General features: G+C 62.5%; 13 protein-coding genes. 6 read left to right on the top strand and 7 right to left on the bottom strand.

Annotated elements, in window-relative coordinates:
- The first annotated feature begins 27 nt into the window (after nucleotides 1–27).
- Complete coding sequence (locus EKH80_RS13015; RefSeq protein ID WP_126685205.1) at nucleotides 28–546, top strand: MarR family winged helix-turn-helix transcriptional regulator; 519 nt, start codon at nucleotides 28–30, stop codon at nucleotides 544–546.
- 111 nt (nucleotides 547–657) lie between these two features.
- On the opposite strand, the gene EKH80_RS13010 is transcribed toward EKH80_RS13015, so the two are convergent.
- From EKH80_RS13010 to EKH80_RS13000, 3 genes are all read right to left on the bottom strand, one after another.
- Nucleotides 658–2,103, bottom strand: a complete 1,446-nt coding sequence (locus EKH80_RS13010) for a M20/M25/M40 family metallo-hydrolase (protein WP_126685204.1) — start codon at nucleotides 2,101–2,103, stop codon at nucleotides 658–660.
- Nucleotides 2,104–2,189: 86 nt separating this feature from the next.
- Nucleotides 2,190–2,591 carry a large-conductance mechanosensitive channel protein MscL gene (mscL, locus tag EKH80_RS13005; RefSeq protein ID WP_126685203.1) on the bottom strand — a complete coding sequence of 134 codons (402 nt, stop codon included), beginning with the start codon at nucleotides 2,589–2,591 and terminating at the stop codon, nucleotides 2,190–2,192.
- A 91-nt stretch (nucleotides 2,592–2,682) separates the two neighbouring features.
- Nucleotides 2,683–3,369: a fumarylacetoacetate hydrolase family protein gene (locus EKH80_RS13000; protein ID WP_126685202.1), complete on the bottom strand. Its 687-nt coding sequence runs from the start codon at nucleotides 3,367–3,369 to the stop codon at nucleotides 2,683–2,685.
- A 284-nt stretch (nucleotides 3,370–3,653) separates the two neighbouring features.
- Here EKH80_RS13000 and EKH80_RS12995 point away from each other — a divergent pair, with 284 nt between their 5' ends.
- The 4 genes from EKH80_RS12995 to EKH80_RS12980 all read left to right on the top strand — a co-directional run bounded on the left by EKH80_RS12995 (nucleotide 3,654) and on the right by EKH80_RS12980 (nucleotide 8,187).
- A complete protein-coding gene (locus tag EKH80_RS12995) occupies nucleotides 3,654–4,919 on the top strand; it encodes an efflux RND transporter periplasmic adaptor subunit (protein WP_126685201.1) in 1,266 nt (421 codons plus the stop codon).
- A 70-nt stretch (nucleotides 4,920–4,989) separates the two neighbouring features.
- On the top strand, nucleotides 4,990–5,676 hold the full coding sequence (locus EKH80_RS12990; RefSeq protein ID WP_126685200.1) for an ABC transporter ATP-binding protein: 687 nt from the start codon (nucleotides 4,990–4,992) through the stop codon (nucleotides 5,674–5,676).
- Nucleotides 5,677–5,686: 10 nt separating this feature from the next.
- Nucleotides 5,687–6,856, top strand: a complete 1,170-nt coding sequence (locus tag EKH80_RS12985; RefSeq protein ID WP_126685199.1) for an ABC transporter permease — start codon at nucleotides 5,687–5,689, stop codon at nucleotides 6,854–6,856.
- Between the two features lie 14 nt (nucleotides 6,857–6,870).
- Nucleotides 6,871–8,187: an ABC transporter permease gene (locus EKH80_RS12980; protein WP_196240391.1), complete on the top strand. Its 1,317-nt coding sequence runs from the start codon at nucleotides 6,871–6,873 to the stop codon at nucleotides 8,185–8,187.
- A 78-nt stretch (nucleotides 8,188–8,265) separates the two neighbouring features.
- On the opposite strand, the gene EKH80_RS12975 is transcribed toward EKH80_RS12980, so the two are convergent.
- From EKH80_RS12975 to EKH80_RS12960, 4 genes are all read right to left on the bottom strand, one after another.
- A complete protein-coding gene (locus EKH80_RS12975) occupies nucleotides 8,266–9,654 on the bottom strand; it encodes a short-chain fatty acid transporter (RefSeq protein WP_126685374.1) in 1,389 nt (462 codons plus the stop codon).
- A gap of 115 nt (nucleotides 9,655–9,769) precedes the next feature.
- Complete coding sequence (gene yedA, locus EKH80_RS12970) at nucleotides 9,770–10,654, bottom strand: drug/metabolite exporter YedA (protein ID WP_230473683.1); 885 nt, start codon at nucleotides 10,652–10,654, stop codon at nucleotides 9,770–9,772.
- Nucleotides 10,655–10,814: 160 nt separating this feature from the next.
- On the bottom strand, nucleotides 10,815–11,684 hold the full coding sequence (locus tag EKH80_RS12965) for a methylated-DNA--[protein]-cysteine S-methyltransferase (protein ID WP_126685197.1): 870 nt from the start codon (nucleotides 11,682–11,684) through the stop codon (nucleotides 10,815–10,817).
- A 70-nt stretch (nucleotides 11,685–11,754) separates the two neighbouring features.
- Entirely contained in the window at nucleotides 11,755–12,030 is a 276-nt protein-coding gene (locus EKH80_RS12960; protein WP_126685196.1) for a hypothetical protein, read from the bottom strand.
- Nucleotides 12,031–12,106: 76 nt separating this feature from the next.
- On the opposite strand from EKH80_RS12960, the gene EKH80_RS12955 reads away from it, so the two are divergent.
- Complete coding sequence (locus EKH80_RS12955) at nucleotides 12,107–12,451, top strand: Rieske (2Fe-2S) protein (RefSeq protein ID WP_126685195.1); 345 nt, start codon at nucleotides 12,107–12,109, stop codon at nucleotides 12,449–12,451.
- Nucleotides 12,452–12,491: the final 40 nt, after the last annotated feature.

The following is a 12,491-nucleotide window of genomic DNA, read 5'->3' as shown; positions in this document are numbered from 1 at the left end:
CACAACGTGGGCCCGGGCGTTTTCATCATGCCAAAGACGGAAGATATTTCCTTCGGTTACTTGCTGAACGACATTACCTTGCTGTTTCGCAAGCATTTTGATCGGCGGGCGGTGAAATTCGGCTTGACGCGAGCCCAGTGGCGCGCCACCAAGATGCTGCATCACCGCGAGGGTCTGCGCCAGACCGAACTGGCCGAGTTCCTGGAAATGGAACCGATTGCGGTCGGCCGCGTCATCGACCGCCTGCAGGCCGCGGGCTTCGTGGAACGGCGGCCGGATCCCAAGGATCGTCGCGCCTGGCGCCTCTACACCACCGCGCAGGCGAGCGAGGTGATCGACGACATGGAGCGCATCGCCCGCGACTTGCGGCGGGAATGCACCGTGGGTATCAGCTACGAGGAAATGGCGCAGGCGATGAATGTGCTGACGCGGCTGAAGGAGAACCTGCAGGCCCTGGATGGGGCCGAAACGCCGTTCGAGCCGGAGGGGGACGCTGCAGCCATGCCATCGCCCCTCAGCGAGGAAGGCCAGGCCCCCTCTCCCTGATAGCACGACGCCGAATCGAGCACTTGCCGTGCTCGATTCGCGGCAGACCGTCCGTGGCCGGTCCCATCAGGCTGTTTCGCAACAGCCTGTTTGGGGATAGGGACGCAAGGCTCAGTCCTCGGCCCCGTCATGCGCAAACGCACCCGGTGCCGAGCCGAAATCACCGTTAGCCTGCGCTGCCATATACGAGAACACGGCGTAAACCGCCACGTTCTGCGCCAGCTCCTTGGGATCGATCTTGTCCAGCGTGTCGTTGGCGGTGTGGTGCCAGTCGAAGTAGTGGGTGCCGTCCTGGGTGAGGGTCAGCGCGGCCATGCCCTTGCCGTGCATCTGCGATAGATCCGAACCGCCCCCGCCTGGCTGCTTCGGGTCATAGTTCACGCCGATCGGCGCCAGTACCTTGGCGATTTGCTCGATCGCGCCACGTGCCTCCGGCTTCACGCTGGCGGTCATGCGCCACACCGGGCCGGCACCGAAATCCGACTCGGTGCCGAGCTGGAACTTGCCCACGTCCGCCGCGTGCTTGTCGGCGTAGGCGCGGCCGCCCCACAGGCCCATTTCCTCGTTGGCGAACGCGATCACACGGATGGTGCGATCAGGACGTTGCGGCAGGTCGTGGATCAGCTTCGCGGCGCCGACGGCGATCGCCACGCCCGCCCCATCGTCAATGGCGCCGGTGCCCGGATCCCAGGAATCCAGGTGGCCGCCGATCGGGATCACCTGGTCGGGATACTTGCTGCCGGTGATCTCGCCGATCACGTTCGCGCCGGTGTATTGGCCTTCGACACCGCAATCCAGATCGAGCTTCACCGTGACGGGCTGGCCGTGGGCAAGCACTCGCTCAAGCTGGTCGGCATCCGGATTGGACAGCGCGGCGGCGGGAATCGCCTTGGCAGGATCCCTGAAGCCCGTAACGCCGGTATGTGGCGTGCGGCTATCGGCATCCGTACCGGCCGAGCGTAATAGGAAACCTGCGGCGCCTTTTTCCTGGGCCATCACCGGCCCGGCCACGCGGATCGCCGAGCCGATGCGGGGGTAGTCCATGCCATCCTTGTGCCGTTGCATGCGCTCCCCGATGTACACGATCTTGCCTTTCACGCTGGCCGGATCAGCCGCCTTCAGGGCATCCAGATTGGCAAACTGCACCACTTCCGCGGTGAGCCCGCCCTGGGGCGTGCCGGGCGAATAGCCCAGTGCGATAAGCGCAAGCGGTTGCGGGAACGGTGCCACGATGGCGCCATGCTCGCTGCGGCGCACCCACAACGGATAGGTCACCGGTTCGGTGTAGACCTTGTCGAATCCCAGCGCCTTGAATTTCGCCACCATCCAGTCGCGAGCGCGCTGATCATTGGTGCCGCCGGCGAGGCGCGCCCCCACTTCCGTGGTCAGGCCTTCGACCACCTTGTAGGCGGTGTCGTCGTGCATCGCCTTGCTGCGCAATTGCACGGCTGTCTGCACGGCGGAGGCGGGAATCGTGGTAGCGGCATCCTTGGCGCAAACAAGTCCGGAAGCCAGCATGAGGCTGGCGGCGAGCAGGGTGAGGGAGGGGCGATGCATGGGCGGCTCCTGGTGACGAACCTCGCATTATGGGGCTCATCACCAGGCACGCTTAGGCCGAAAGTCATGCTTGTTGCGACAATGGCCTATTGCTTGTTTTTCAATAGGTCGCGGATTTCCGTCAGCAGCACCACCTCCGGTGGCGTAGCGGCGGCGGCTTTGGAGTAGAACCGGTTGATGATCTTTACCAGCATGAAGATCGCGAAGGCGACGATCAGAAAGGCAAGGATACTGTTGATGAAGCTGCCATAGGCGACGGCGATTTCAGGAATCTTGTGGGCGGGATTGCTGTTGTCGGCTTGCCGGATGACCACCTTCATGGCGGAGAAATCGATGCCGCCGGTGACCCAGCCAAGGGGCGGCATGATCACATCGTTCACCAGGGACGTGACGATCTTGCCGAATGCGCCACCGATGACGACACCTACCGCCATATCGACCACGTTGCCGCGCATGGCAAATTCTTTGAATTCCTGCAGCACGCTCATTGTCGTCTCCCGAGGTTTTGCGCCGAATGGCGTTGTGGACTGTCATGCATGGGTGTGTTGAGTATGAGGCAAGAATCGAGGGCCATAAGCCTCATACGATCCTGCCTTCCAACACGGCGATGTCTTGCAGTTCGGCGTGGAAGCGATCGCCGCGTTGCAGTGCCGCTACCCCAGCCGGCGTGCCGGTAAAAATCAGGTCCCCGGGCTTCAGCTCGAACAGCTTCGACAGCGCCATGATGATGTCTGTCACGCCATGCACCATTTCGCCGAGTCGACCCGTCTGGCGCAGCTGGCCATTCACTTGAAGGCTGATGCGCGTATCCGCATGCGGCGAGGCCGCATGCGCCGGCATCAAGGCCGAAACGGGCGCGGAGTGGTCGAAGGCCTTGGCCACGTCCCAGGGATGGCTCTTGGCCTTGGCGGCGGCCTGCAGGTCACGGCGGGTGAGGTCCAGTCCCACGCCATAGCCGAAGATCGCATGGGCTGCTTGCACCGCGTCCAGGTCGTGACCGCCCGCCTGCAAAGCCACCACCATCTCCACTTCGTGATGCAATTCATGGGTGGCTGTCGGATAGGGTACGTCCGCGCCATCAGCCACTACCGCGTCAGCAGGTTTACAGAAGAACATGGGAGCTGAAGCGTCTACCATGGCGCCCATTTCGCGCGCATGCTCGGCATAGTTGCGGCCGATGCAGAACACGCGGCGGATCGGGAAACGCTCTTCGCGGCCGACGACCGGTAGGCTGGGAGTGGCAGGAGGATCGATGAGGTAGCGCATGGCAAAAAGGGTAGCAGCTTCATGCACCTGGCAAGAAGGTGGACATGACAGGTATCTCCATTTCGTCAGCAGTCCGCGCCGGTTTCGATGCGAAGTTAGCGGTACACAAGCAAGAATGTAGACCCTATGCAACTTTTGCGGGTGCCATCGGCATTGTCGATTCCGTGGCCGCCCGCACGTCGTTAGGACATGACAGCTGTCATTGGCATAGGTTGATGGGCGCACGTGGCGGGGCATAGCCCGGGTCGTTATCGTGCATACGTCGGGGACAATAGGACACAAGCGTGAGCAATACCGATCTACTTAAGGAACTGAAGATCGAGCGTCATCAGCGCGAACACCATTCGGGTTCGAGTTCGGCCTCGAGGGTGGGTGGAGGGCCAGGGCCTTGGCCATGGATCGTCGGCGGTGCCGTGCTGGTGCTGCTGGCGCTCGGCACCGGCGGCTGGTGGTGGTTCGCCCATCGGCCCATACCTGTCCACGTCGCGCAAGCCGTCGCAGCGAGCAGCGACCCATCAGCGGGTGCGGTGTTGCAGGCTACAGGCTACGTGACCGCGCGTCGCCAAGCGACGGTCTCCGCGCAGATCACCGGCACCTTGACGGCCGTGCTGATCGAAGAAGGCGATCGCGTCAAGCTCGGCCAGATCCTGGCCAAGCTGGACGACAGTCAATACAAGGCTGCGCTCGACACCGCCGCCGCGCAAGCCAAGGCTGCCCATGCGCTGATCAACCAATACCAGGCGCAATTGGCGCAGAACCAGCGCGATGCGACGCGCAACGAGGAGCTGGCCACGCGTGGGCTGATGTCCAAGCAGGCCGCCGAGCAGTCACACACCCTGGCCAGCAGCACGCGTGCACAGCTGGCATCGCAAGAAAAGCAAGCGATGGCCGCCGACGCGCTGGTGGTGCAGGCGCAGGTCAACTATGGCTATTGCCTCATCCGCGCACCCTTCGACGGCGTGATCACCACCAAGGATGCGCAGGTGGGTGAAGTGGTTTCACCGTTCTCTGCCGGCGGCGGCTTCACGCGCACTGGCATCGGCACCATCGTGGACATGGATTCGCTGGAAGTGGACGTGGATGTCAATGAGGCCTACATCGGTCGCGTCACACCGAACATGCCCGCGGAAGCTGTGCTGGATGCCTACCCGGATTGGCGCATTCCTGCACATGTGATCGCCATCGTGCCGGCGGCCGACCGCGGCAAAGCGACAGTGAAAGTGCGCGTTGCCATCGAAAAGAAGGATGGCCGCGTCGTGCCCGACATGGGCGTGCGCGTATCCTTCCTCGAAGCGAAACCGGCCGTCGCCACGCAACAGGCGCCTAAGGGCGTGCTGGTGCCAGCCAAGGCCATCGTGAAGCGTGACGGTAGCGATAGCGTGTTTGTCGTGGCGGACGGCCAGGCACGCCGGCAGGCGGTGCAGCCAGCGACGCAACAGCTTGGTGACATGCGTCTGATTCCCGCGTCGGTCAATGCGGGTGACAGCGTGGTGATATCGCCGCCCGATGATCTGCACGACGGCTCGGCCGTAAGCGTGCAAGCCCAATAACCAGTTACAGGACCAGCGGAGCGCTCCACTTATGCGCGACCAAAACAGTTCCAATCAGGAGGATGTAGCAATGGGTACGTTGATCGAGATTCGCGATCTTTCCAAGGTCTACGAACGCGGCCGGCAGAAAGTCGAGGTGTTGCATCACATCAACCTCGACATCGCCGAAGGTGACTTCCTCGCCCTGATGGGGCCGTCCGGTTCGGGCAAGACCACTCTGCTGAACCTGGTTGGCGGCCTGGATACGCCAACCGGCGGCAGCATCAGCGTGGCCGGCCAGCGGATCGACCAGTTGAGCGCAGGTTCGCTGGCGCGCTGGCGTGCTTCGAACGTCGGCTTCGTGTTCCAGTTCTATAACCTGATGCCGACCTTGAGCGCGCAGAAGAATGTGGAACTGCCGCTGCTGCTGACCAAACTTTCGGCTGCGCAGCGACGCAAGAACGCAGCCATCGCCCTGCAGCTGGTGGGGTTGGCCGAACGCGCCTCGCACAAGCCGACCGAGCTCTCCGGCGGCCAGCAGCAGCGCGTGGCCATTGCGCGCGCCATCGTGTCCGATCCGGCCTTGCTGGTGTGCGACGAACCTACCGGCGACCTGGATCGTCATTCGGCGGAAGAGGTGCTGGGCCTGCTGCGCCAGCTCAACCGCGAACACGGCAAGACCATCGTGATGGTCACGCACGATCCCAAAGCGGCCGAATACGCCGACCACACTCTGCACCTCGACAAGGGCACGCTGGTCGAGCAGGCTACGGCGTGAGGAACTGGCGATGAAATACTTTCATCTGATCTGGGCGGCGCTGTTCCGGCGCAAGACCCGCACCTTCCTGACGCTGGTGTCGATCACAGCGGCGTTCCTGCTATTCGGCATGCTGGATGCGGTACGCATCTCGTTCGACCAGGCTGGCAAGAGCGCCAATGGCGCACAGCGCCTGCAGACCGGCTCCAAGCTGTCGTTCATCCAGCCGCTGCCGCAAGGCCTGGGCGAGAAGATCGCCATCGTGCCCGGCGTGAAGTCGGTGGCGTACGCCAACTGGTTCGGCGGCGCGTACCAGGACCCGCACAACCAGGTGTTCACGTTCGCAGTGAGCGACAACTACATCGACCAGTTTCCGGAGGTGCAGGTCGGCGATGATGCGCGCAAGGCGTTCACGAACACTCGCACCGGGATTCTGGTGGGCGAAAACCTGCTGCAGAAATACCACTGGAAGGTGGGTCAACAGATTCCGCTGCAATCGAACATCTTTCCGCAGCAAAACGGCAGCAAGAACTGGACCTTCGACATTGTCGGCGTGCTGCATCCCACGGACCAGAGCGTGGCCTTCTATGGCCAGATCATCCTGATGCATTGGAAGTATTTCGACGATGGCGTGATGAAGGGCTACAACAACGGCCAGGTGGGCTGGTATGTCATACGCGTCAAAGATGTGAGCCAGGCCGATCAGGTGGCCAAGGCCATCGACGCGGTGTCGGCCAATTCCGATCATGAGACGCGCACACAAACTGAGGCGGCCGCTACCGCATCATGGATGAAGCAGATGGCTGATATCGGGTTGATCGTAGGCTCGATCATGGGAGCGGTGTTCTTCACATTACTGCTGCTGACAGGTAACACCATGATGCAGGCTGTGCGCGAACGTACATCAGAATTGGCAGTGATGAAGACGCTGGGATTTTCCGACCAAAGCGTACTGGCCACAGTGCTGGCCGAATCCGTGTTGATGGTGTTGATAGGTGGTCTGGTTGGCATCGGAATAGCGGCGGTACTTATTCCTCTTGTCAGCGCCAGCACCGGAGGCATGCTGAATCTGCCGACGGTTGGAGCGGACAGTTGGGCGCTGGGTATCGGGCTGATGCTAGCCATTGGTCTGGTGGTAGGAGCCATTCCCGCATGGCAGGCCATGCGCTTGAATATCGTCGATGCCTTCGCTGGCCGCTGACAGGAGTCTGGATCATGAATTTCCTATTCAATCTTCGCGTGCTGTTCCTGTTAATCCTGGCGCTGGCGGTATGGGCGCTATTGCCATGGTCCGCGGTACTCGCACTCGCCATGGTATTTGCCGGATGGATGCTGCTCAGTCGACGCGGTCAACAGGCTGCATCCGTGACCGGCGTGGGTATCAGTACACTTAGGCAGCGCCTGGGCTCGTCATCGGTGGTGGTGATCGGCATTGCCGGCGTGGTTGGTGTACTTGTAGCTCTGCTCGCGATGGGCGAGGGCTACACCGAGACCCTGAGCAAGACCGGTAGCGCGGATACAGCCATCGTGATGCGCGGCGGCTCGGCCAGTGAGGTCAGTTCCGTGCTGAACCGCGACGGTATCGTGGTCATCGAGCAAGCAACAGGTATTGCCCGTGACAAGCAGGGCAAGCCCCTCACTTCGGGCGAAATTGTGGTGGCGGCCAATCTGCCGGTGAAAGGCGGCGCTGCGGATGATGAAGGCAGCGTACAGGTGCGTGGGGTAGGGGAGCAGGCGTGGGTACTGCGCCCGAATGCCAAGATCATCGCCGGCCGCACTTTCCAGCCCGGCATGCGCGAGCTGGTGGTAGGGCAGGGTGCGCAGCGGCAATTCATCGGCTTGCAGCCAGGGCACGAAGTAAAGCTTGGCACGCAAACGTGGAAGGTTGTCGGCGTGTTCGCTTCCGGTGATGCCTACGATTCGGAGATCTGGGGAGACGAGAGTGTCGTCGCCGACACCTACCGTCGTGGCAGCAGCCGCACTTCGGTGTTCGTGAAGCTTACCGATGCCAAGGCGCTCGATACCTTCAAGGCGGCACTTGCGGGCGATCCGCGTCTACAAGTGGATGTGGACACCACGCTCAATTATTTCAGCAAGCAATCCGAGGGTATGAGCATTGTGATGCGACGTATGGGACTCACCGTCGGTACGATCATGGCGATCGGCGCCATCTTCGGTGCGCTCAATACCATGTTCGCCGCGGTAGCCGTGCGTGCACGTGAAATAGCTACCTTGCGCGCCATCGGTTTTCGCGGCGTGCCGGTGGTGGTGGCGGTGATGCTGGAAACCATGCTGTTGGCCCTGATTGGCGGCTTGGTTGGCGGTCTGTTGGCCTGGCTGATCTTCAACGGATTCACCGCTTCCACCCTGGCCGCCGGTACAACCGGGCAACTTGCGTTTACCTTCAAAGTGACGCCGCAATTGCTGTGGGAAGGCTTGAAGTGGGCGCTGGCGATCGGCTTTGTCGGCGGCTTGTTCCCGGCCCTGCGCGCGGCACGTTTGCCGGTAACAACGGCTTTGCGCGAGCTCTGAACCTGCGACGTAGCCTGAAGCGCAAACCCCGGCGTCGCGATGCATGGCGATGCTGGGGTTGTCATCCCACCTGCACTATCAAGGATGTATTGGCGGCACGTAGGGCAGGCTAAGCCCGAGCAGCCACAGCAAGCCCAGGACGAGCGGTGCATGCACCGCCAACTGGATGAAGGTAAAGCCGACTACGTCGCGGGCCTTCAGGCCCAGCACGCCGAGCAGCGGCAGCATCCAGAACGGATTGATCAGATTCGGCAGCGCTTCGGCGGCGTTATAGACCTGCACTGCCCAACCTAGATGGACGTGCAGATCATTGGCCGCCTGCATCACGTACGGCGCTTCGATCAACCACTTGCCGCCGCCTGAAGGGACAAAGAAACCAAGCACGGCCGAGTAGGCTCCCATGACCAACGGGAAGGTGCCGGTGGAAGCGATATGCACGAACAGGCCGGACAAGCGATGGGCGAGCGTTTGTCCATCCGTCCCCGCCGCGTGCGTCATCAGTGCGGCAATGCCGCCATACAGCGGAAACTGGATCATTACGCCCGCGGTGCTCGGCACGGCGCGAGTCACCGCGTTGAGAAAGCTGCGCGGACGCCAATGCAGCAACAGGCCGACAGTGAGGAACAGGAAGTTATACGTATTGAGGTTGGCGATCGCAGTGACAACCGGCTTGCTGGTGAACTCATAAGCGAGCCAGCCCAGACCGAGCACGCCGATCAGGATGGACAGCAGAGGGCTATATTCGAGCCATTCGCCGGGGCGGCTGCGTGCTTGCAGGACAGGTGTGGACGTGTCCACAACACCGAAGTCTCGCGCGGTACGCGCCTGTGTGCCGGAAGGTGCCGTGAACCAGCAAACCACCAGCGACACCGCGATCAGCGTGGCGGTGAGAAGGACCGACTGCCACAGAAAAATCGTCTGGCTGAAAGGCAGCACACCGGAGATATTTAGCAATCCCGGCGGCATGCTTTGGGGATTCGCCTGCAATTGCGCGGCCGAGGAAGAAAGGCCCATCGCCCATACCGCGCCCAGGCCGAGATAAGCTGCCGCACCCGCTGCGCGATAATCCATGCGCAAGGCTTCGCGGCGCGCCAGCGCGCGCACCAGCAAACCTCCGAATACCAGCGAAAAGCCCCACGACAACAGCGAGGCGAGCATGCTGATCATTCCCACCAGGCAAATCGCGCTGCGGCCCGTGCGCGGCACGCGCGCAAGCAAATCGATGAAACGCGCCACGATCGGGGCGCTGGCCACCACATAACCACCAATCACCACGAAGGCCATCTGCATGGTGAAGGGAATCAGGCTCCAGAAACCGTCACCGAATGCATTGACCGTCACAGCCGGCGGGCAGCCGAAACCCAATACCGCAGCGGCAACAACCATCACGCCCAAGGCCGCGAAGACCCATGCATCGGGAAACCAGCGCTCCGCCCATGCGGCACTGCGCAAGGCCGCACGTGCCATCCAGCCATCGCTTACCTTGCCCATGCGTGCATGCCCCTACGCCAGCAGTGCAGCTATGGTGATGCGCCAATGAGCGCAACGGCAAGAGACCGTGCGTGTGTCGCTTCTATGACAATCAACGCGCGCGGCGCTGCTTGGCCAGGGTGATGATCACCACGCCGAACAGGATCACCGCCATACCCGCCACATCGTAAGGGCCTACCTTCTCCCCCAGCAGCAACACGCCGAACAGCACTGCCACCGGCGGATTGACATAGGCATAGCTGGTTGCGAACGCGGGGCGTGCGTGCTTGAGCGCGTAGAGATAGGCACTGAATGCCACCAGCGAGCCAAACACCACCAGGTAAGCTGCCGCCAAGTTGGCGTGCAGCATGGGATGGGCGGGCAGTTTTTCGCCGCCAAGGAACCCTGCAGCGAGCAGGGCAACGCTTCCGCACAGCATTTGTGCGGCGGTATTCATCATGCCTTGCGGCATCTCCTGGTGCTTGCTCCACACCGAGCCAAAAGCCCACGCCATCGCCGCCACCAGCAATGCCGCCGCGCCAACGTGCGAGCCGGACAACGCATTGCCGAGATTCAAGACGATCACCCCGAGGAAGCCAATGATCAACCCGATCGATTCGCGGCGTGTCGGCCAGTCCTTGTAAAGGCCGGCAAATATGGCCGCGAATAAAGGCAGGCTCGCTACCGCCACCGCCGAGATGCCCGAGCTAACGCTCTGTTCCGCGTAGCACACCAGGCCATTGCCGAAGCCCAGCAGCAGCACGCCCGTGAATGCCGCATTCCTCCATTGGAGTGGGGTCGGCATGGCGGTGCCGCGCAAGCGCAGATAGCCGAACAGCAGGCAGCCTGCGATGGCGAAGCGCACGCCAGCCAGCAAAAACGGCGGGTAGCTTTCGAGGGCGACGCGTATGGCCAAATAGGTGGAACCCCAGACGATGTACAGCGCGAACATCGCTAGTGGCACCCACTTGCCGGCACGGCTCTCGTCGCCTGCCATGGCAAGCGTGTGGTCTGCGGAATCGTTCATGGATAAGTCTGCGGGATGGCAATGCTAACGATACCTGCACAGCCGCCGTTCCAGTAGCGAAAGCCTTGCAAGGTGGCGTTGATCGGGAGTCAACCTGGGCTCGCGGCCCACTTCCCTTCCCCGCAGGGGCTTACGCAGCGCTGTTCGCGCTGCGCCGTTCTTCCCGCTCTAACAAGGCACGTTTGCGCTCCACTCCCCAGCGCCAGCCGCCGAGCGAACCATCCTCGCGCACGATGCGATGGCAGGGGACGATCAAGGCCAGGCGATTGCTGCCGCAAGCCTGCCCGATGGCCTGTGCTGCACCTGGCTTGCCCAGCTCTGCGGCGAGTTCGCCATAGCTCTTGGTAGTACCGGCAGGAATGCGCGTGAGCGCTTCCCACACGCGCCATTGGAACGCCGTGGCGGCAATATCGAGCGGCGGCATGTCCGGTGCCTCCTGTTCGCTCCAGCCCAGTTCGCTGGAGATACGGGCGATCACGGCGTCGAGCCATTCCTCCCGGCCGTTGTCGACGCGCTCACGACTGGCTTGCGGGAATTCATCCCGCAGCCGCTGCTCCAACTCCTTTTCGTTTGCACCCAGCGTGACGGCACAGATGCCCTTGGCCGTCGCCGCCACCAGCAATTGTCCCAGGGGCGTGCTGGTAGTGGTGTAGCGGATATGCGCGCCGGCGCCGCCGGCGCGGTAGCTGGCCGGTGTCATGCCGAGCAATCGATTGGTGTGTTCGTACACGCGGCTGCCGGAGCCGAAGCCAGCGTCGTACACCGCGTCAGTCACCGCGGCACCTTTGCGCAAGGCCGTCTTGAATTGGCCGAAGCGGCGTGCGCGGTGGTATTCGGCCGGGCTCATGCCATAGCGGCGGCGAAATGCCCGCTGCAGATGGCTGGGGCTGAGCTTGGCGGCATCGGCCAGAGTGGTGAGCGTCGGCGCTTCCGTCGCACGCTCGATCATCGCTCGGACGTGTTCCAGCGGGGCTTCAAGGGTGGCAAAGGTGTTACGCATGGCAGTACCCGGAAAGGAACGTTGCCGGCAGCTTAGGGCGCCACCTGATCGGCAGCTATCCGGAATTTGCTCAGTGATGGGTTACCGGACGCGAGCTATGGATCACCACGTACTCGCCCTCGAGCACTTCCGGCTGGTGCGCTTTCCGGGCGGCGCCCGATACGGCAACGCGACCGCGTTTCCACTGCCGCCATACCAGCCAAAAGACACCACCGACGGCCAGCACGCCAGCCACGACCAGCCCGAACACCATCAGCACGCCGACCACGATCAGGCCAAGCACCACGGACAGGGCCTGGGCGAGTGGATGGCGGCGGCGGTGCAGGAGCGGTAGAACGACGCGCATGTTAAAAATCCGTATGGTAAAATCAAGGACTTACGCGCGTAACGATGAGGCCATAAGGCCCATAAGGCAAGTGCCCATGGAAACAGCCATCCCGCCCCGCCACCTCTGCCGACTCAACGATATGCCCGATGGCGAGGCCATGGCGCTGGACGTGAGGCTGCCGGACGGTGAGGAAAGCCTGATCCTGCTGCGGCGTGGTGATCGCGTGAACGCCTGGCTGAACATCTGCCCCCACGCCGGCCGCCGGCTGGATTGGGCGCCGGGCAAGTTCCTGCTTTCCAAAGGCATGCTGGTGTGCGCTGCGCATGGGGCCTGCTTTGGCCTGGATACGGGTGAATGCGTGAGTGGCCCGTGCCGGGGCGAAAGCCTGCGCACCGTGCCGATCCGGGTGGAGCAGGGTGAGGTCTTGCTGGATGGCTAGGCTGGGATGCCCATCTCAGCTTCGCCGTGATCCCATGAAG

The organism is Dyella choica (genome assembly GCF_003977665.1).
Classification (GTDB): Bacteria; Pseudomonadota; Gammaproteobacteria; order Xanthomonadales; family Rhodanobacteraceae; genus Dyella_B; species Dyella_B choica.
Note: the sequence above shows the minus strand (reverse complement) of the source record. Positions and strands in the feature narration are given on the sequence as shown.

Coding starts and splice junctions, on each gene's coding strand:
- EKH80_RS12965 (WP_126685197.1), bottom strand. CDS start 11,684: ATGCGTAACACCTTTGCCACCCTTGAAGCCCCGCTGGAACACGTCCGA.
- EKH80_RS13010 (WP_126685204.1), bottom strand. CDS start 2,103: ATGCATCGCCCCTCCCTCACCCTGCTCGCCGCCAGCCTCATGCTGGCT.
- EKH80_RS12975 (WP_126685374.1), bottom strand. CDS start 9,654: ATGGCACGTGCGGCCTTGCGCAGTGCCGCATGGGCGGAGCGCTGGTTT.
- EKH80_RS12985 (WP_126685199.1), top strand. CDS start 5,687: ATGAAATACTTTCATCTGATCTGGGCGGCGCTGTTCCGGCGCAAGACC.
- mscL (WP_126685203.1), bottom strand. CDS start 2,591: ATGAGCGTGCTGCAGGAATTCAAAGAATTTGCCATGCGCGGCAACGTG.
- EKH80_RS13015 (WP_126685205.1), top strand. CDS start 28: ATGCCAAAGACGGAAGATATTTCCTTCGGTTACTTGCTGAACGACATT.
- EKH80_RS12960 (WP_126685196.1), bottom strand. CDS start 12,030: ATGCGCGTCGTTCTACCGCTCCTGCACCGCCGCCGCCATCCACTCGCC.
- EKH80_RS12980 (WP_196240391.1), top strand. CDS start 6,871: ATGAATTTCCTATTCAATCTTCGCGTGCTGTTCCTGTTAATCCTGGCG.
- EKH80_RS13000 (WP_126685202.1), bottom strand. CDS start 3,369: ATGCGCTACCTCATCGATCCTCCTGCCACTCCCAGCCTACCGGTCGTC.
- EKH80_RS12990 (WP_126685200.1), top strand. CDS start 4,990: ATGGGTACGTTGATCGAGATTCGCGATCTTTCCAAGGTCTACGAACGC.
- EKH80_RS12955 (WP_126685195.1), top strand. CDS start 12,107: ATGGAAACAGCCATCCCGCCCCGCCACCTCTGCCGACTCAACGATATG.
- yedA (WP_230473683.1), bottom strand. CDS start 10,654: ATGGCAGGCGACGAGAGCCGTGCCGGCAAGTGGGTGCCACTAGCGATG.